The organism is uncultured Tateyamaria sp. (genome assembly GCF_947503415.1).
GTDB lineage: Bacteria > Pseudomonadota > Alphaproteobacteria > Rhodobacterales > Rhodobacteraceae > Tateyamaria.
Window position 1 is genome coordinate 407,985 of the sequence record NZ_CANNDS010000002.1, and the last position, 18,219, is coordinate 426,203.

Genomic DNA, 18,219 nt, shown 5'->3' on the forward strand with positions numbered 1-18,219 from the left:
ATTATTCGCAGAATAATCTCACCCCCGAACAGGCAAAAACACTTCGATGGCCGCAACCGCCATCACAGCTACATCGCCCGCAACAGGCACATCCAGACCACCCTTCTCAGGCACGACCTCAACCGAGCCATATGGCAAGAGCCCCGCAATCACATCCACGTCCACCGCTTCGGGCCGCGGCACACCGATATGCACCACAACGCGCATCTCCTCACGGTCCACACCCAACGTCCCAAAGATGGGCAAGGATGCCCCCTGCAACGCCTGCTCCACCGCGCGCCGCGCCGCCTTGGTGTCGTCACGCCCGTGCAGATCGACGCCCTGCGCCATCTCGATGATCAACCGCTGCTCAGTCATGAGGGAACTCCACCGATACAACCAGCGCGGCCTGCGCCATTACGGTCGGGTTCCCAACGCCTTCGGGCCGCGCCACATCAAGCCCGCCATGCCCCACAACAAATGACGTCTCGCCATAGGGAAACACCTCGGCCAGCACAGACGTATCCACCAGATCAGGCTGCGCACAGCCAATATGCACCTCGATGCGCATATCCTCTTTGCTCACGCCCAGATATTCGGCCAAATTGATCGAATTGCGCCAAAGTGCAGCCCGCACAGCCCGCGCAGCGGCCTCCGTATAACTGCCCCGGCGCAACGACGTGCCCAGACCAAACTCCACAATCATCGGCCCACTCATGCAGCGCCCTCCTCGGTCGGGAATACAAAACACTTGTCGCGCCGGATGCGCAGCCACATAACGGTGTCCGCTTGCGGCAGGAACACGCCCGGCACGGTCGCCTTGATCAGCGCCCCATCGTCATCAAGACAAAACTCCACAAGGCTCTCATTGCCCATGAATCGCGCCCGGATCACCCGCGCCCGCGCCGCCGTCCCCTCGGCGGCCGTCGGTCCCGGCCCGACGCCTGCCCGGTCAAAATCAATCTTCACATGCTGGGGCCGAAACACGATGTCCACGGGTGTGCCATCCGGCACACCGGGCGCCAGAAACCGGCCAAAAGGCGTCATGGCCAGCGCACCCTCGACCACAGACCGCAACCGGTTCGCATCACTGAAAAACGCCACCGCCGCCCGATCTACGGGCCGCGTATAGACGTTATACGGCGCACCCTGCTGCACAATCTGCCCATCGCGCATCAGCGCAATCTCGTCGGCCATGCGCATGGCTTCTTCAGGCTCATGGGTGACCAGCAATACGCCCGTATCCTCTTCCTTGAGGATCGCCAGCGTTTCGTCCCGGATACCATCGCGCAAACGGTTATCGAGGCCCGAAAACGGCTCGTCCATCAGCATGATGCGCGGCTTCGGAGCCAGGGCGCGAGCCAGCGCAATACGCTGCTGTTCACCGCCCGACAACTGATGCGGATACATGTCGATGAAACGCGACATGCGCACACGCGCCAGCATCTCCTCCACCCGCGCCCGTTTTTCATCGCGCGACCCGGACAGGCCGTAAGCGACATTGCCCTCAACACTCAGATGCGGAAACAGGGCAAAGTCCTGAAACATCAGACCAATCTCGCGCCGTTCCGGCGGGACACGAAACTTGGTGTCGCAGATCAGCTTGCCATCGACATAGATCTCGCCGCTGTCCTGCATCTCGACGCCCGCAATCATACGCAGGGTCGTGGATTTGCCGCAGCCCGACGGCCCCAGCAGGCACGTCACCTGCCCCGGCTTGATCGACAGACTGACTCCATCAACCACACGACGCCCGCCAAAGCTGCGCACCAGATTGCGAATTTCCAGCCGAGGTGCCGTCACAATGCGCCCATTCCCGATCAAAACAGTCGGGAGGTATCAGGCCCGACGCGCGCCCGCAAGCACCGCCGCAAAGCCCACGATCAGAACGGCCACACAAATCACCAGCAACTGCTCGTATTTATGGCCTTCGGGCAGTACAGCGGCCACACCGGGCCAAGCCCGCCCGAAATAGGCCAGCGCGCCCAGTATCGCCGCCCCAAACGCCACCAGATAAGACCACTTGGGCACGCTCCGCCCCATAACCAAGCCCACAATCAACACAGGCGTCAGGAACATCGACGCCGTACCACTGACCGCCACCGCATCGAACAGCGTCGCATTGCCCCAAAGGGTCAGAGCCGCCCCCAACACCATGAAAACAACCATCACAACCCGCCCCCCCATCAGCGTGCGCGGGGCGAGCGCCCATTCCTCGACCACCAACCGGGCCGAGGATGACAGTGCGGAATCCAGCGTCGACATCGCCGACACCAACAGCGACAGCATGAGCAAGGCAAAGACCCAAACGGGGAACATTGTCCCCCACGTGCCGATCAACTCGCCCTGATACTCCGCCCCCAAAAGACCCGCCTGAATGCCAAAGAATCCAAAGCCGATGATGCACAAGGTGGACACCCAGAACGCATGCAGGAACGATCGCCGCGTCGTCTCCTCATCCGCGATAAACCCGCGGTCCATCATCACCGGGTCATGGGCAGGGTACGAAAACACCTGCAACGCAGCCACCGCCAGCAACACCCAGCCGTTCCACGCACCCGCCGTGCCGGATGCTGTCAACACAGCGCCCAGCGAAAACCCAGGGGCCAGCACCAGATACAGAAAGGCGATGCCAAAAACGGCCAGAAACACCACCATCTGCACCACATCCGTGCGCAACGCGGCACTCAACCCACCCCACGCGGAATAGGCCAACCCAACAACAGCCACGATCACAATTGCCCATGTGGCACTGCCCTCGATCACCGCCCCGGCAATTAGGCCCACGACCAGCAAATTGGCAAACACCTCAGACAGCAGGCGCAGCGCAATCACGACGTTGTACGCTCCGGTGCCAGCGGTCCCAAACCGCGCACCCAGCCAGTCCTGCACAGACCCGGCCCCTTGCGCCCGCAACCGCGCCACGATGAAGCCGCCACTCAGAAAACTGCCGTAATAGGCGGCATAAGCCAGCGTGCCCGCGATGCCATAGAAATAGCCCAGAATGGCAGCGTTCATCAGGCTGCGCGCAAAAATCCACGTGGTCACCTGACTCAGCACCAGCACCCAAAGCCCCGGTGCCTGCCCGCCGATATGCCCGGCAAAGAACCCCTCCACAGACGCCCGCCGCGGGGCCGCCAACACACTCGCCCCGATCAATATGACAAACAGGACGATCAAAACGGCTGGGCTCATGGCAAGGTCTTTCATGCTGGTTTTTCAGCGACCTAGCAGGGTGCCTTGCGCACGGCCACCGGGCTGACAGGTTTGTGAACCACACAGTTCCAAAATGTGAAGTCCTTGTCTCGGAGCCACCCTCGCTTGATCGACGTGGGACGGAAAGAAGGCGGTTTGCCAAGTGAAATCGCCGAGGGGCCCCGCATGCGGGGAGACGGCTATTTCACTTGGGAAGACGACAGCTTTCTGTCACGCCAAAGATCATGCGCAGGGTGGACCCGGGACAAGAGGCTTGTCTTGGTGAGCCCGAAGCCAAACACATTGGGTCGGTGGGCGGGCGAATTGGCGCAGCCAAGAGAGCGCCCCACCGACCTCACACAATCTCGAAACTTGCTTCCGCCCGGTCCACGCCGTTCACCTGCACCACCAGCCCGTGGCTCCCGGGATGCAGTTCAAAGGTCGTCGCATTGGCCTTCAGCTTGTGCACTTTCTTCAACACCAAAGGGGTGCCCGGCTTCACCTCAGCCACCTTCAACTTGAACACCTTTTCACCCGTTTTCCCGTTGGGACGCGCAAAGCGGATGCGATAATCCACCAGCACGGGCAGCGCGTCACCAGCCTCCAAAGTCACGGAAAATTCCAGTGCCTCGCCCAAAGCAACAGACGGCGTCGCAACGTCCAAAGACACGGACACATCCGCATCCCCACGATAGCCCAACATGTCCATCGCCCCCGCATGCCCGTCCTTGACCAAGGTGCGCAGCGCATGACGGCGCATCCAATCGCGTTCCTTGGCACCCTGGGACCCATCCGCCTCCCACGCAGACAATCGCCCCAACACCGCCTCCGGGTCCGACTTCGCCACGTCATTCAGATGGTTCGCCACCGACCGCGTCACAAATCGTGTGGGATCCGCCTGCAACCGTTCCAGCAACGGCAAGGTCTGGTCCTGCGTCAGCTCCACCTTGCGCGCCCATGGCAATTTGGGGCGCGTCCCCTCGCTGACCAACCGGCGCACATGGTAATTCCCGTCCCCCGCCCACGTGGCAAGCCGCGCCAATGTCTCCTCCGGCCAACGGTTCAGGAAAGGTCGGATATAGAACTCCATCGAAAACCGTTGCGTGGCGGCATAAAGCAGATCAAGCGCCCGGTCGCGATGCGCCTCAAGCCCGTGTCGCACCGCCAGCACACCCGGCACCGCATGAATGAACCGGCCAAAATCGTTATCGCGCAGGGACGGATCCAGCCGAGGCGGCATCGCCGCCTCCAACTGATCCGCCATGGCAGGGAAATCCGACGCCAAATGCGGTTCCGCACAATCCGCGAACCAATCCAGACACTCCATCAAGGACCGCTCGGCAATCCCCGACAGCGCCGCCACATGGAAACCGTCCCGGTCGAAGCCGGGCACGCCTGCCGCGAACTCATCCGCCAGATCGCCCAGACTGTCCGCATTGAACAGCTGGTCTTTCAACGAAAAGGTGGCAGGCGCTTTGGCCATTAAATCGTCGCCACGGTCGCACCGCCGTCCAGCAGCAGGTTCTGCCCGACGATAAAGCCCGCATGCTGCGAGCACAGAAACGCACAAGCCGCGCCAAACTCGTCCCGCGTGCCATACCGCCCGGCAGGAATGGTCGCGGCACGCTCGGCGCGCGCCTCCTCCAGCGTGATCCCCTTTGCGGCAACGACACCACCATCCAAAGCATCCGCCCGGTCGGTCGCGTGAATGCCCGGCAGCAGGTTGTTGATGGTGACACCCTTGTTCGCCACCTGACGCGAAGTCCCGGCGACATAGCCCGTCAGCCCCGCACGGGCCGAATTCGACAGACCCAACACCGGAATGGGCGCTTTCACCGATTGGGAGGTGATGTTGACGACCCGACCCCAACCACGGTCCATCATGCCCGGCACCAACGCCTTGATGAGGGCAATGGGGGCCAGCATATTGGCATCCAGCGCCTTGATGAAATCCTCGCGGTCCCAGTCATGCCACATGCCGGGGGGCGGGCCGCCCGCGTTGTTGACCAGAATGTCGGCATCGCCTGCGGCTTCGATCAACGCACCCTGCCCGTCCGCCGTGGTCACGTCGACGGCCACGGTCTGCACATCGACCCCATGGGCCGCTCGGATGGCTTCGGCCGATGCCTCCAGCGCTTCGGACCCGCGCGCATTCATCACCAGATGCACACCGGCCGCCGCCAATGCCTCGGCACAGCCCAGGCCCAACCCCTTGGACGACGCACACACAACCGCCCGCTTGCCTGCAATTCCCAGATCCATCATCGCTCTCCCTGTCAATTCTCGGACCAAGAGGTAACGGCCCGATCACCAATGTGCCAGCAAAAGGCCGAACTGTTGACCGACAGGCGACACAATTCTACGTTAGCGCTCTACCAAACACTTCTGAGCAGCCAAGCAGATGACAGACACCGCGCCTTCGCCCGCACAAAGCCTGCCCGTCTTTCGCGCGCATGACTTTGTGGTCAGCGAGGGGGCCAATCTGGGTGACACGCTGGCCTGCGCAGATGACCTGCTGCTGGATGACGCCTATATGCTGGCGCCCATGGCACAGCCGGTCCGGCTGTCGATCCATGCGACCGATACATCACATCTGACCGTTGCGCCGGGCAGCGCTTGCGGCACACCCGGTGCGGCCATCCACCTGGACTGCGCGCTGACACTGATGTCACCGGACGGGCAGATTACCGACGCCGTGGTGATGGTGGAGGTTGATGACGCGGGGCACATCGAACAGATCTACCTGTTGCCACTGGCTGCGCTGAGCCCACGCACGCCCTACGCCCTGGTCGGCATTGATCCTGACGACGCGCGGACGAAGTTTGCACATATGGCCTGTGCCCGGTTTACCCGTGGCACCCATATCACCATGTCCTCCGGCGCCCAGAAACCGATCGAAGAACTGGCCGTGGGCGACCGCATCCTGACGCGCAACGATGGCGTGCAAGAGGTGCGCTGGGTCGGCCAGTCCACCGTCCGGGCCACCGGCGACTTTGCCCCGATCCGTATCCGCGCAGGCACATTGAACAACGACCGCGACCTGATCGTGTCGCCGGATCATCGGCTTTTCATTTACCAACGTCAGGACCGCCTCGGTGCCGGTCGCTCCGAATTGCTGGTCAAGGCGCGGCACCTTGTGAACGGCGACAGCGTGACGGTGCAGGATGGCGGCTTTGTCGACTATTTCGAGCTGCTCTTCGACACGCATCAGATCATCTATGCCGAAGGGATCGCGGCGGAATCGATGTTGATCGACACCCGCACCAAACCGGTCGTGCCCGAGGACGTGTCAGCCCTGCTGACGCAGCACACGGCTGCCGGTCTTTCCGGGCTCGATGTCACGGAAACCCTGCTCGACCGCCCCGACGCGGCGGAACTGCTGCGGCGGGCGTCGACGCGTTGAAATGCCTTGACGTGCCTCAACAATCTGCCATCCACGTTGTCAATCAAGTAAGCTGACCTGCACAGGCCCAAGTCTCGGATAGACGATAGATGAAAAACATATTCACGATAATCTTGCTGCTTGGTCTGTTGGCTGCATGCGACGACACCAAACCAGGTTCGGACGTACTACCGTCTCGCGTCGATGAAGAGGTTTTGGCGGCCATGCCTGACTGCTCATACACTCTGAGTAGCGGCTTGATCCGAAGCAAGTCAGGCCGCGGGAAATACCAAGTGTCGGCCAGAACAAAGTATTATCCCGAAACCCCTGCTGACGACGCAATTCGGTTTGTTCTCGGCAATGCTCCCCCGAGTTGCAGTTTTATTTTTTTTCGCATCGGTGGCAGACCTGAGACATATGCCACGAGCATTGCCAGAAGCCTTGTTGCGGAGGGATGGCGCCAATCGGCCGATCAACCCAGAAATTTCAGTAAGCAAAGCGTGGAAATTGAACTAGAAACTGTTCGCATAGAAAAAGACGTCTATCGTGTCACACTTGGTCGTGTTGGGAGTTGAAAACGCGTTCAGAGTACGGTTTTGACGCCTTTTGCCTGACCAGTGTTCAACTCCCGTTCACCAATTACTACATCCCGTAGAAGAACTCTTCCCGCACAATCTTGTCGTTCGCGACATGGTACACCGCGACCTCTTTCATGTCGCTGACCTCACCATTTTCCTTGTTCTTGGCCTTCACCTCGAACACCACCGCAAACCGGTCATCGCCATGCGGGAACGGATCGGACACCTTCGCATCCAGCAACTCAAACGTCGCATCCCACCAGGCATGCTTGCCTTTCAGGGCGTCCATTCCTTTGGCTTCGCGGCCCTCTCCCATATCAACTGGCTCGACCGACACCGCGTCCGCGGCATAGAGCTTTTCCAGGTTCTCGGTCTCGCGCCCCTCGCGGCAGCCTGCAACCAATGCGTCAGCGATCTCTTTCAGTGCCATGTTGTCGTCCTCCTGTGGCTGAAGACAAACTACGGTGGACCACTGACAGTTATTGGCAGGAGGGGTCCGCCCCCCGTTCCATCGCCTCGCGCTGCGCTTCCAGCCGACGGGCCAAGGCGTCCATCTCAAGCTTCATCCGCGGCATCGGATCATCGCCGATATGCGCAGCGATCTGCCCTCCCAACAAAGCCGACCAATAGATGCGCAGCACGTCGTTCATCCGTTGGGAATAGTTCGGGCCAAGCTTGCGAAACCACTTCACCATGTCCGCATCCAGCCGAATGGTCACGCGCGTCTTGTGCGGTGCCACCCCGTCAAAACTGTCCAGCCCGTTCCAGGCCAGCGGGATCATCTCGTCGATCTGCTTGCGGCGCATGGCGTCCTGATGACGGTCCAACGTGACCTGCAAATCAAGCTGCGCTTTGCGCTGGCTCTGTAACATACCCCATCTCCCGGTTTGGCTCATCTGCACGCGCAAGGTTGTCACCAAAGCATTAACGCGGCCTGAGCGATGCGTGCGTTGGGGGTGCACAGGGGGTGTACGGGGGGTGCACGCGGGGTGACACCCCGGTGTTGCCCCCTTTGACGCCCCCCGATATAGGGCAGATATGTTAGACAATCGCCCCGAATTGCCCCCCGAAATCGCCCGTCGCCGGACCTTTGCGATCATCTCGCACCCCGACGCGGGCAAGACGACGCTGACCGAAAAGTTCCTGCTGTTCGGCGGTGCCATTCAGATGGCCGGACAGGTGCGCGCCAAGGGCGAAGCGCGGCGCACGCGCTCGGACTTTATGGCGATGGAGAAGGACCGTGGCATCTCGGTCTCGGCCTCCGCCATGTCCTTCGACTTTACCAATCAAAACAACACGTTCCGCTTCAATCTCGTGGATACGCCGGGCCACTCCGACTTCTCCGAAGACACCTATCGCACGCTGACAGCGGTGGACGCGGCCATCATGGTGATCGACGGCGCCAAGGGCGTAGAAAGCCAGACCCAAAAGCTGTTCGAGGTCTGCCGCCTGCGCGATCTGCCGATCCTGACATTCTGTAACAAGATGGACCGCGAAAGCCGTGACGTCTTTGAGATCATTGACGAAATTCAGGAAAACCTCGCCATTGACGTCACACCTGCATCCTGGCCCATCGGCGTGGGCCGCGACTTTATCGGCTGCTACGACATCCTGCGCGACCGTCTTGAACTGATGGACCGCGCCGACCGCAACAAGGTCGCGGAAAGCATTGAAATCAACGGTCTTGATGATCCCAAACTGGCCGAACACGTGCCCGAAGATCAGTTGAACCAACTGCGCGAAGAGCTTGAAATGGCACGGGAATTGCTGCCGCCACTGGATGCCGAAGCCATGCTGCAAGGCACGCTCACGCCCATCTGGTTCGGCTCGGCCATCAACTCCTTCGGGGTGAAGGAACTGATGAACGGCATCGCCAATTACGGTCCCGAACCGCAGGTGCAATCCGCGCAGCCTCGGCAAATTTCTCCAGAAGAACCAAAGGTTTCCGGCTTTGTCTTCAAAGTACAGGCCAACATGGACCCCAAGCACCGCGACCGCGTGGCCTTCCTGCGCATGGCCTCGGGGCATTTTAAACGTGGCATGAAACTGACCCACGTTCGGTCCAAAAAACCCATGGCGATCTCCAACCCCGTCATGTTCCTGGCCAGCGACCGCGAACTGGCGGAAGAGGCATGGGCCGGCGACATCATCGGCATCCCCAACCACGGGCAACTGCGCATTGGCGACACGTTAACCGAAGGTGAAGCTTTGCGTGTTACAGGTATCCCGTCCTTTGCGCCCGAACTTTTGCAGGGCGTGCGGGCCGGTGACCCGCTGAAAGCCAAGCATTTGGAAAAAGCGTTGATGCAATTTGCCGAAGAAGGGGCTGCAAAAGTATTCAAACCCGCCATCGGGTCGGGTTTCATCGTGGGTGTCGTCGGCGCATTGCAATTCGAAGTGCTGGCCAGCCGGATCGAACTTGAATACGGGCTGCCCGTGCGGTTCGAACAATCGCAGTTCACCTCTGCGCGCTGGGTGAGCGGTGACAAGCAAGCCGTTGAAAAGTTTACAGAAAGCAACAAGCAACACATCAGTCACGACCACGATGGCGACATCGTATACCTGACCCGCCTACAATGGGACATCGACCGGGTGGCGCGGGATTATCCGGACGTAAAGTTGACCGCCACCAAAGAAATGATGGTCTGACACCATGAGCGACGCAGACAGCCCCATCTATCATGGCGGGTATGCGGCGCTCATGAGGTTTCTGGAACGGCGGCAACGCCCGTTTCAGAACGCCGCCGATCTTGTTCCGCCGATCGATACGGACCTTACGACCCTTTGGACCACCCAAGTCCCCAAAACAACGCTGAAATACTCTGACACGCCACGCTACGATGTGCGCCGCAAGTATCTGGAATTGCAGATGGAGTTCGAAGGTCAACCAGAGATCTTTAGACTGCTCGCCCTGCTGATCGCGATGTCGCGGCGAAACGACCCGCCGCCCGATGCGATGCCCCTGTTCTTTCGTATGTGGCGCGAAGACGGGCAAAAACTGGCCGCTGCCTTGTCCGTGCGATGGCTCATATCATCCGCAACCACATTTGCCGATTGCGGCGAAACAAGCGATCAAAGGGCGCTCGGGATGGGGCTTTCAACCCTGTTCGACCTCATCAAGCTCCATGACAGCGAGCGTCGCTCCACCGGAAAACCGGGACATGAAAAAATGAAATTCGTTCGCCATCTCAGACGCCCGCCACTGGGTCTTGGCATGCCGCCCTACTCCATCGAAAAAGGCGACGTGGACAAGGTGATGCTGGCGCGACTTTGGCAATTGGCGGAACGTGATGAAACGATACAACCCTTGGCCGTCCGCATGCTCCGAATGCTGATGGAGGACCGATCCACGATCTTTGGGCGCATGCAGGCCTACAAGGTGCCAGAATGACCTGGGGTATTTGCGCCACCGTCCTCGCACCGACAGAGACGATCCTGAAGTTCGCCGCCTACCACTTGGAACAGGGTGCGCATCGGCTCTACCTCTACTTGGACAGCGACAATCAGGATGCGTATCACGTCTTGAAACGACACGCGAAAGTACGCGTTCGCATGTGTGACGTGGGGTATTGGGCGAAGGTGTCCGGGCGCCGTCCTCTCAAACATCAGGTGCGTCAGACCGTCAATGCAACCCATGCCTACAACCGCCCCACCGAAGTGGACTGGCTGACACATATCGATGTGGATGAATTCCTCGTTTCAAACCAACCCATCTCTGACATCCTTGGGTCCGTGCCTGCATCGCGAAACTGTCTGCGCGTTCGTCCGATGGAACTGCTGGGCGGTTCCAGGACGGCATTCAAGACATTCATCGCCGCACCAAATCGACCCACGCTCGTGCGCAAGATATATCCGGATTTCGGTCAATACCTGCGCGGTGGCTTTGTAAGCCATGTCGCGGGAAAGGTATTTGTTCGCAAGGGCTTGCCTGACATTACAGTCAAAATCCACAACGCGTTTCAAAACGACGTCGCCTTCGCCGACACACTGGAACTGGAAGCGGTCCAATTGGCCCATTGCCACGCAGCATCCTGGGACGCATGGCGCGCGGCCTATGACTACCGGCTGGACAAAGGGTCCTACCGCGCGGAACTCAAACCCGCGGCAGAAGCAGGCAGCAGCGCCGTGAACAAACACGCGCTGTTTCAACAGTTGCAGGACGAAGAAGGCGAAGCTGGCTTGCGGCGGTTCTACGACGAAGTCATTGGCGACTCCGCTGATCTGCGCGCGCGCCTGTCTGCGCATGGGCTTCTGCGCGAGGTTGACTTGAATTTGGAAGCGGCTTTGGCCAAGCACTTCCCCAACGCCACGGTTTGACGCCAAGCAGCACCTTTGCTATGCACGCGCAGCATGTCGGGGCATCGCGCCTCCGTTTGGGCCACTCGGGCCGACATCATCAGACGCCGCGGGCCAAGTCAGTGTCCGCAACCTACGGACATACATGACAAAATTCTCTGATCTGAACCTGAATCCAAAGGTCCTGAAAGCCATCGACGAAGCGGGTTACGAAACCCCAACACCCATTCAGGCCGGCGCGATTCCCGCAGCCCTTGATGGGCGCGACGTTCTGGGCATCGCCCAGACCGGCACCGGCAAGACCGCCAGCTTCACCCTGCCCTTGATCACGCAACTGGCCCGGGGCCGTGCGCGGGCGCGGATGCCGCGCAGCCTTGTGCTGTGCCCCACCCGTGAATTGGCCGCTCAGGTGGCCGAGAATTTCGACACCTACGCCAAGCATGTGAAGCTGACCAAGGCGCTGCTGATCGGTGGTGTGAGCTTCAAGGAACAGGACATCCTGATCGACAAGGGCGTCGACGTTCTGATCGCCACACCCGGTCGTTTGCTGGACCATTTTGAACGCGGCAAACTGATCCTGAACGACGTGAAGGTCATGGTCGTGGACGAAGCCGACCGGATGCTCGACATGGGGTTCATCCCCGATATCGAACGCATCTTTGGCCTCACGCCCTTTACCCGGCAGACCCTGTTCTTCTCCGCCACCATGGCGCCCGAGATTGAGCGGATCACAAACACCTTCCTGTCGAACCCCGAACGTATCGAAGTGGCCCGCCAAGCCACCGCGTCCGAGACGATCACCCAAGGCGTGGTCATGTTCAAAGGCTCGCGTCGTGATCGCGAGGCGTCGGAAAAGCGCAAGGTTCTGCGCGGTCTGATCGATGCCGAGGGCGAGAAGCTGACCAACGCGATCATCTTCTGCAACCGCAAGACGGATGTGGATATCGTCGCCAAGTCTTTGAAAAAATACAAATATGATGCTGCCCCGATCCATGGCGATCTGGACCAGTCGCAGCGGACACGCACGCTGGACGGTTTCCGCAATGGCGAGTTGCGCATCCTTGTGGCCTCTGACGTGGCCGCCCGTGGTTTGGACGTTCCGTCCGTCAGCCACGTGTTCAACTTCGACGTCCCCGGCCACCCCGAGGATTACGTGCACCGCATCGGTCGGACGGGTCGCGCGGGTCGTGAAGGCAAGGCGATCACCATCTGCATCCCGCGCGATGAAAAGCAGTTCGATGCGGTCGAAAAGCTGATTCAGAAAGAGATCCCGCGCCTCGACAACCCGGTTGCTACATCCAAACCAGCGGCGGCGGAAAAGTCGGACACCGAAGAAAAACCAAAATCCACACGCAGCCGGTCGTCGCGTTCCAGTTCAGCGCCCAAGCCCGAGCCGAAGGCAGAAGCCGCCGTCGAAACGGCGCCGGAGACAAAGGCCGAAACACCACGCGAAGAGACATCTTCGTCGCGGTCCCGCAGCCGCTCCTCTTCCAGCCGCAGCCGGTCATCGCGCGATGATCGCGGTGGCAACAAGGTTGTGGGCTTGGGCGATCACACGCCCAGCTTCATCGGTCTGAGTTTCGAAGAGCGTATGGCGAGCTAAGGCACTCAAGCCATTGAATGAAAAAGGCGGGCCAGGGCCCGCCTTTGTCGTTTAGTGCATCCGGCTGATCACAACCGTCACTTCCGGCTTCTTGCCAATCTCGTCCTGCGCCGACTTCCTCACAATCCGCCTCAGCGCTTCCGTCAGGCTGTCATCATCGCGCAGCGTCTTGGCATCTGCCCGACCCAGAAACTGGTTCAGGTCCTCTTCCAGTACCTCTACCAACGCGGCATTGCTCCGCCCTGTCTCAGCCAGCCCCATCAATTCGCACCACGGCTCACCCAGCGGCTCATCCTGTTCATCCAAAATCAGCGTCACTGTCACGTGCCCGTTCAGCGCCATGCGGATGCGGTCGCGGACCACACCGTCCAACGCACCGATTTTGACCGAACCGTCCAGATAGGTGCGGCCGGTCTCAATGTACTCTGCGACCTTCGGCGCATTGCCCGAGAGGTCGATCATCATCCCGTTTACAGCCAGCACACCGGTGCGCCCCTTGGCGCCCGCCATCTTCACATGCTCGCGCAGGTGCCGGTGTTCGCCGTGCATCGGCACCACGATCTGCGGGTTCACAATGTCCTGCAATCGCTCAAGGTCCGGTCCGTTGGCATGGCCTGACACGTGATAAAGACCGGAGGAGTCATCAACCACATCCACACCCTTCTCGCTCAACTGGTTCATGATGCGGATCACGCCGCGCTCGTTGCCGGGGATCGTCTTTGAGGAAAACAGGAACAGATCGCCCTCTTTCAACTCCAGCCCCATATACTTGCCGTTGGCGAGTTGCGCCGACGCCGCCCGGCGTTCGCCCTGCGACCCGGTGACAAGCAACATAAGGTTCTCGCGCGGAATGCTCTTGGCATCCTCAGGGCTGACAACGGATGGAAACTCCGTCAGCACGCCCGTCTCAATCGCGGCCTCGATCATACGCCGCATGGCGCGACCCAGCAGCACGATAGACCGCCCTGCCCGCTCGCCCGCCTCGGCCAGCGTTTTCACGCGTGCCACGTTCGACGCAAAGGTGGTCGCGACCACAATGCCAGTGGTGTGCCCGCGCACCAGCTTCTCGATCTCCGGGCCCACGGACAGTTCTGACCGACCGGGATGCGGGGAAAAGATGTTGGTAGAATCGCAGACCAACGCCTTGACCCCATCCTTGCTCACCTCGGCCCACAACTCGGGATCAAACGGCTCGCCCACAATCGGGGTCGGGTCCAGTTTGAAGTCACCGGAGTGGATCACGCGCCCTTCGGGGCTGTCGATGATCAGCGCGGCACTTTCGGGGATCGAGTGGGACATGGGCAGGAAGCCAACGTTAAACGGCCCCGCCTGCACCTGATCGGGCCAGCCCGCCACAACCGTCACCGCATCTTCCGGGTGCCCATGCTCGTCCATCTTGCGCCGCGCGATATTCGCGGTGAAGGGGCGGGCAAACACAGGCGCACCCAGTTGGTCATAGGTGTGGGCAACCGCGCCCACGTGGTCTTCATGCGCGTGGGTGATGAAAATCCCGTCGATCCGGTCTTTGCGTTCAGCCAACCACGTGATGTCCGGCAGGATCAGGTCCACACCCGGCGTTCCGTCCATATCGGGAAAGGTCACGCCCAAATCCACCACGATCAGGCGTTCCTGATCCGGTGCACCATAGCCATAGACATAGGCATTCATGCCAATTTCACCCGCTCCCCCAAGGGGCAGGTAGATCAATCGTTCACTGCTCATTGCTTCAGTTATTATCCTTGTTAAAGCGATGGATGACCGTCAGGCCATGCATCGTCAAATCATCTTGAAAGTCGTCAAACAGCTTTTCAGTCTGTTGAAACAAGGGGGCGAGGCCCCCCGTCGATATCACGCGCATGTCGCGGGCGCGTTCCGCTTTAATTCGGGCACATATCTCACGGACAAGGCCCACGTAACCCCAAAAGACACCGGACTGCATGCAAGCCACCGTGTTGGTGCCCACAACAGCCTGAGGTTTGGTGATGTCGACATGTGGCAAGGCGGCGGCGGCGTTGTGCAGCGCCTCAAGGCTCAGGTTCACGCCGGGGGCAATCACCCCGCCGACATAAGCGCCATCGGTATCAACCACGTCAAAGGTCGTGGCCGTGCCGAAATCCACCATGATGAGGTCGCCGCCATACAGATCATGGCCCGCCACCGTATTCACCAACCGGTCCGGCCCCACTTGTGTCCCCTCATCCACACGCACATCCACCGGCAGCAGGCAATCGGGCTTGCCCACCACAATGGGCCGCGTGTTGTAGTACCGGTCGGCAAAAACCCGAAGGTTGAACACCACGCGCGGCACGGTGGACGAGATGATGATGTCGGTGATCTCAACATCAATCTTTTGAAACTTCATCAGCGTCGACAGCCAGACATAGTACTGATCCGCCGTGCGTTGCCACTCCGTCGAAGTGCGCCACGTGCCGATGAACGCCTCACCATCCCAGATGGAGAACACGGTGTTGGTGTTGCCGCAATCAATGGCCAGAAGCATGGGCTTACTCCGCTTTTGGTAGAGGTAAGTCGTTCACAACAGCGGCTTCCATAGCAAGGTACAAATCCTTCTCACAAGCTGCGAACCGCGAATCCAGTGACTCGAACTCGTTCTCAAGTGCCTCGTCTATGTAATCTTCCACCGTCTCGATGGATGGCCCTTCCGTCCCACACCAAAGAAATATCGCGTCCTCAAATACGTTCGCCATGGCGTTCACTCGCAAGGCACGTATTGCGGCGGCAGTCTCTTGCACGGGGTCCATAGCAGACCTGTTCAAAAAGTACTGAAGATGTCCGCCATTGTTCACCTCTGATTGATACCAATACGCCAAATATAAAGCACGGTCACGTTCATTGAGATGACTGAGTCGAGCTTCCGCCGTTCGTGCAACAAAACCGTTCCACTTCTCCAATGCCTTTTGGTCGTTCATCGGAGGTTCCTCAGAAATAAACATCACCCGCCGGAATGGTGATCCGGGACTTGGCCGTCTCTAGAACAAGCTGGCCATCCGCGTCCACGTCAACAAATGTACCCGTATGCGTGTCGCGTGTGGTGCGCGCTGTAATAACCTCGCCCAGTTTGGCGGCCTGCGCCAGCCAAGCCGTACGGATGGGAGCAAAGCCGTAGGTACGGAACTGGTCCTCGTGCCGGGCATAGGCGGTTGCAAGAAGGGTCAGGAAGTCCTCAGGTGTGACGACTGTGCCCAACGCAGATCTGAGAGCCACGGGTGGGACAGCCCCCTCCTCGACTTCACTTATATCCGGTGCCGAAGCCAGGTTCACCCCAATCCCAATCGAAAGGTGGGTCAGCCGCGCACCGGCTCCAACACTCTCCAACAGAATGCCAGCAACCTTGCCCCCACGCAGCAACACGTCATTGGGCCACTTCAACGCAAAAGCATCCTCGCGTCCGGTCGCCGCAACGAAGGCATCGCGCAAGGCCAAGGACATCACGAATGACCGCAAAGCCGCTTGCCCCGGCGCTTCATCAATCGGCAACACCAAGGTCGCGGCAAAGTTGCCCGGCGGCATGGCCCAAGCACGCCCACGTCGCCCACGCGCCGCCGTTTGCTCAAGCGCCAGAATCCATTCTGGCCCAGACAGGGTCGGCGCGACCCGACCCGCCTCACTCAATGTGGAATCGACGGACGCCAGAACGCGCCGCCCATATCCTTCCGGCCAGGATTCATTCTTCATCTTGCTAAATAAACTTCCCCCGGAGGGTTGGTCAGCCAAAACGCGCCTAGTTCACCAAGGTCAGCGCCGCGGCTGCCGCAGCGCCCTCGACACCAAACATGTTGATGATGCCCAGCACCATGACCGCAGCTGAGCCCATCAGCATGGCCCACAGGATCGGAGATTTACCGCCGTTCAACCGTTCCTCCTCCGCGTCGCCAAAATACATGAAGAAGACGATGCGTAGGTAATAATAAGCCCCGATCACAGACGCGATTACCCCCGCGATGGCCAGCCATGCAAGCCCACCTTCATAGGCCGCGCGCAGGACATAGAGCTTGCCGAAAAAGCCCAGCATTGGCGGCACACCGGCAAGGCTGAACAGCAGCACCAGCATCGCCAGCGCCTTGCCCGGCTCACGCTTGGAATACATCTTGAGCGCACCGATCTCGACCACCGGCTGGCCGTCTTTCTCCATCATCAGGATAAAGGCGAAGGTGCCGACATTCATGGTCACGTAGATCGCCATGTAGACCAGCATCGCCTGCACACCCAGAACAGTGCCCGCAGCCAAGCCCATCAAGGCATAGCCCATATGCGCGATGGATGAGAACGCCATGAGGCGCTTGATGTTGGTCTGACCGATCGCGGCGAATGCCCCAAGGAACATCGACAGCACCGACAAAAGCGCCATGATCTGCTGCCAGTCCGCAACCGCACCACCGAATGCGTCATGCATCACACGGGCAAACAGCGCCATGGCAGCAACCTTGGGTGCTGTGGCAAAGAAGGCAGTGACAGGCGTGGGGGAGCCTTCATAGACATCGGGTGTCCACATGTGGAACGGAACCGCAGAGACTTTGAACGCAAAGCCCGCCATCAGGAAGACCAGACCAAAGAGCAGCCCCAGCGACACGCCCTCTTCCGCGACCTGCACGATGCCCGAGAACAGCGTGGTGCCCGCGTAGCCGTAGACCAGCGATGCACCGTACAGCAGCAGGCCCGAAGACAACGCACCAAGGACGAAATACTTCAGCCCGGCTTCGGTCGATTTCACGCTATCACGGCGCAGGGATGCAACCACGTACAAAGCCAACGACTGCAATTCGAGACCCATATAAAGCGCCATCAGATCGCCTGCCGACACCATGGTCATCATACCCACAACGGCCAGCACAACCAGCATCGGATATTCGAACCGCAGCAATCCACGCTGCGACATGTATCCTTCACTCATCAGCAGAACGGCAGCCGCCGACACCAGAATTGTCACCTTGGCAAAACGCGAGAACGCGTCGTCGATGAACATGCCGCCAAAGGCCACATTTGTGCCCTCACCCGCAAATCCGATCCATGCCGCAATGGCTAGGAACACGGCGGATGTGGCCCAAAGCAACGGCGATGCCAGATCGTCCTTGGACGTATAGACCGCCCCGATCAGGCCCAGCATGGCAAAGACGGCCAGCAGGATCTCGGGCAGGATGATGGTCAGATCAGCAGACATTTCATTC

At 59.9% G+C, this 18,219-nt stretch carries 18 protein-coding genes; 5 read left to right on the forward strand and 13 right to left on the reverse strand.

Going from position 1 to position 18,219, the window contains the following annotated elements; genetic code table 11:
• Window positions 1-18: 18 nt before the first annotated feature.
• The 6 genes from Q1A32_RS13155 to Q1A32_RS13180 all read right to left on the reverse strand — a co-directional run bounded on the left by Q1A32_RS13155 (window position 19) and on the right by Q1A32_RS13180 (window position 5,436).
• A complete protein-coding gene (locus Q1A32_RS13155; RefSeq protein WP_299653901.1) occupies window positions 19-357 on the reverse strand; it encodes a Lin0512 family protein in 339 nt (112 codons plus the stop codon).
• Entirely contained in the window at window positions 350-697 is a 348-nt protein-coding gene (locus Q1A32_RS13160) for a Lin0512 family protein (RefSeq protein ID WP_299653902.1), read from the reverse strand. Before Q1A32_RS13160 ends, Q1A32_RS13155 begins: the two co-directional genes overlap by 8 nt.
• Window positions 694-1,782, reverse strand: coding sequence for an ABC transporter ATP-binding protein (locus Q1A32_RS13165; protein ID WP_299653903.1), 1,089 nt, complete (start codon window positions 1,780-1,782; stop codon window positions 694-696). The genes Q1A32_RS13160 and Q1A32_RS13165 overlap by 4 nt, the downstream gene beginning before the upstream one ends.
• A 36-nt stretch (window positions 1,783-1,818) precedes the next feature.
• Window positions 1,819-3,174 carry a sodium:proline symporter gene (locus Q1A32_RS13170; RefSeq protein ID WP_299653904.1) on the reverse strand — a complete coding sequence of 452 codons (1,356 nt, stop codon included), beginning with the start codon at window positions 3,172-3,174 and terminating at the stop codon, window positions 1,819-1,821.
• 355 nt (window positions 3,175-3,529) lie between these two features.
• Window positions 3,530-4,657: a DNA alkylation repair protein gene (locus Q1A32_RS13175; RefSeq protein WP_299653906.1), complete on the reverse strand. Its 1,128-nt coding sequence runs from the start codon at window positions 4,655-4,657 to the stop codon at window positions 3,530-3,532.
• Window positions 4,657-5,436, reverse strand: a complete 780-nt coding sequence (locus Q1A32_RS13180) for an SDR family oxidoreductase (protein WP_299653908.1) — start codon at window positions 5,434-5,436, stop codon at window positions 4,657-4,659. The genes Q1A32_RS13175 and Q1A32_RS13180 overlap by 1 nt, the downstream gene beginning before the upstream one ends.
• Window positions 5,437-5,575: 139 nt before the next feature.
• Between Q1A32_RS13180 and Q1A32_RS13185 the strand changes: the two genes are divergently transcribed.
• The gene (locus tag Q1A32_RS13185) at window positions 5,576-6,577 is read left to right on the forward strand and encodes a Hint domain-containing protein (RefSeq protein ID WP_299653910.1); all 1,002 of its coding nucleotides are present in this window, start codon (window positions 5,576-5,578) and stop codon (window positions 6,575-6,577) included.
• A gap of 621 nt (window positions 6,578-7,198) precedes the next feature.
• Here the strand turns inward: Q1A32_RS13185 and Q1A32_RS13190 are convergent.
• Both Q1A32_RS13190 and Q1A32_RS13195 read right to left on the reverse strand, forming a co-directional pair.
• Complete coding sequence (locus tag Q1A32_RS13190; protein WP_299653912.1) at window positions 7,199-7,564, reverse strand: nuclear transport factor 2 family protein; 366 nt, start codon at window positions 7,562-7,564, stop codon at window positions 7,199-7,201.
• Window positions 7,565-7,613: 49 nt separating this feature from the next.
• The gene (locus Q1A32_RS13195; protein ID WP_299653914.1) at window positions 7,614-8,006 is read right to left on the reverse strand and encodes a BrnA antitoxin family protein; all 393 of its coding nucleotides are present in this window, start codon (window positions 8,004-8,006) and stop codon (window positions 7,614-7,616) included.
• A 166-nt stretch (window positions 8,007-8,172) separates the two neighbouring features.
• Between Q1A32_RS13195 and Q1A32_RS13200 the strand changes: the two genes are divergently transcribed.
• The 4 genes from Q1A32_RS13200 (at window position 8,173) to Q1A32_RS13215 (ending at window position 13,033) form a co-directional block, all read left to right on the forward strand.
• Entirely contained in the window at window positions 8,173-9,783 is a 1,611-nt protein-coding gene (locus Q1A32_RS13200) for a peptide chain release factor 3 (protein ID WP_299653916.1), read from the forward strand.
• A gap of 4 nt (window positions 9,784-9,787) precedes the next feature.
• Window positions 9,788-10,525 (forward strand): hypothetical protein, encoded by a 738-nt coding sequence (locus Q1A32_RS13205; protein WP_299653918.1) that lies wholly within the window; start codon window positions 9,788-9,790, stop codon window positions 10,523-10,525.
• Window positions 10,522-11,451: a glycosyltransferase family 2 protein gene (locus Q1A32_RS13210; protein ID WP_299653920.1), complete on the forward strand. Its 930-nt coding sequence runs from the start codon at window positions 10,522-10,524 to the stop codon at window positions 11,449-11,451. The genes Q1A32_RS13205 and Q1A32_RS13210 overlap by 4 nt, the downstream gene beginning before the upstream one ends.
• A gap of 124 nt (window positions 11,452-11,575) precedes the next feature.
• Complete coding sequence (locus Q1A32_RS13215) at window positions 11,576-13,033, forward strand: DEAD/DEAH box helicase (protein ID WP_299653922.1); 1,458 nt, start codon at window positions 11,576-11,578, stop codon at window positions 13,031-13,033.
• Between the two features lie 51 nt (window positions 13,034-13,084).
• Here the strand turns inward: Q1A32_RS13215 and Q1A32_RS13220 are convergent, their stop codons facing one another.
• From Q1A32_RS13220 to nuoN, 5 genes are read right to left on the reverse strand one after another with little or no spacing between them, the layout of a single operon-like run.
• Window positions 13,085-14,755: a ribonuclease J gene (locus Q1A32_RS13220; protein WP_299653924.1), complete on the reverse strand. Its 1,671-nt coding sequence runs from the start codon at window positions 14,753-14,755 to the stop codon at window positions 13,085-13,087.
• Between the two features lie 4 nt (window positions 14,756-14,759).
• Window positions 14,760-15,533, reverse strand: a complete 774-nt coding sequence (locus Q1A32_RS13225; protein ID WP_299612150.1) for a type III pantothenate kinase — start codon at window positions 15,531-15,533, stop codon at window positions 14,760-14,762.
• A gap of 4 nt (window positions 15,534-15,537) precedes the next feature.
• The gene (locus Q1A32_RS13230) at window positions 15,538-15,963 is read right to left on the reverse strand and encodes a DUF4375 domain-containing protein (protein ID WP_299653926.1); all 426 of its coding nucleotides are present in this window, start codon (window positions 15,961-15,963) and stop codon (window positions 15,538-15,540) included.
• A 10-nt stretch (window positions 15,964-15,973) separates the two neighbouring features.
• Window positions 15,974-16,729, reverse strand: coding sequence for a biotin--[acetyl-CoA-carboxylase] ligase (locus Q1A32_RS13235; RefSeq protein ID WP_299653928.1), 756 nt, complete (start codon window positions 16,727-16,729; stop codon window positions 15,974-15,976).
• Window positions 16,730-16,775: 46 nt separating this feature from the next.
• The gene (gene nuoN, locus Q1A32_RS13240) at window positions 16,776-18,212 is read right to left on the reverse strand and encodes an NADH-quinone oxidoreductase subunit NuoN (protein WP_299653930.1); all 1,437 of its coding nucleotides are present in this window, start codon (window positions 18,210-18,212) and stop codon (window positions 16,776-16,778) included.
• Between the last annotated feature and the right edge of the window lie 7 nt (window positions 18,213-18,219).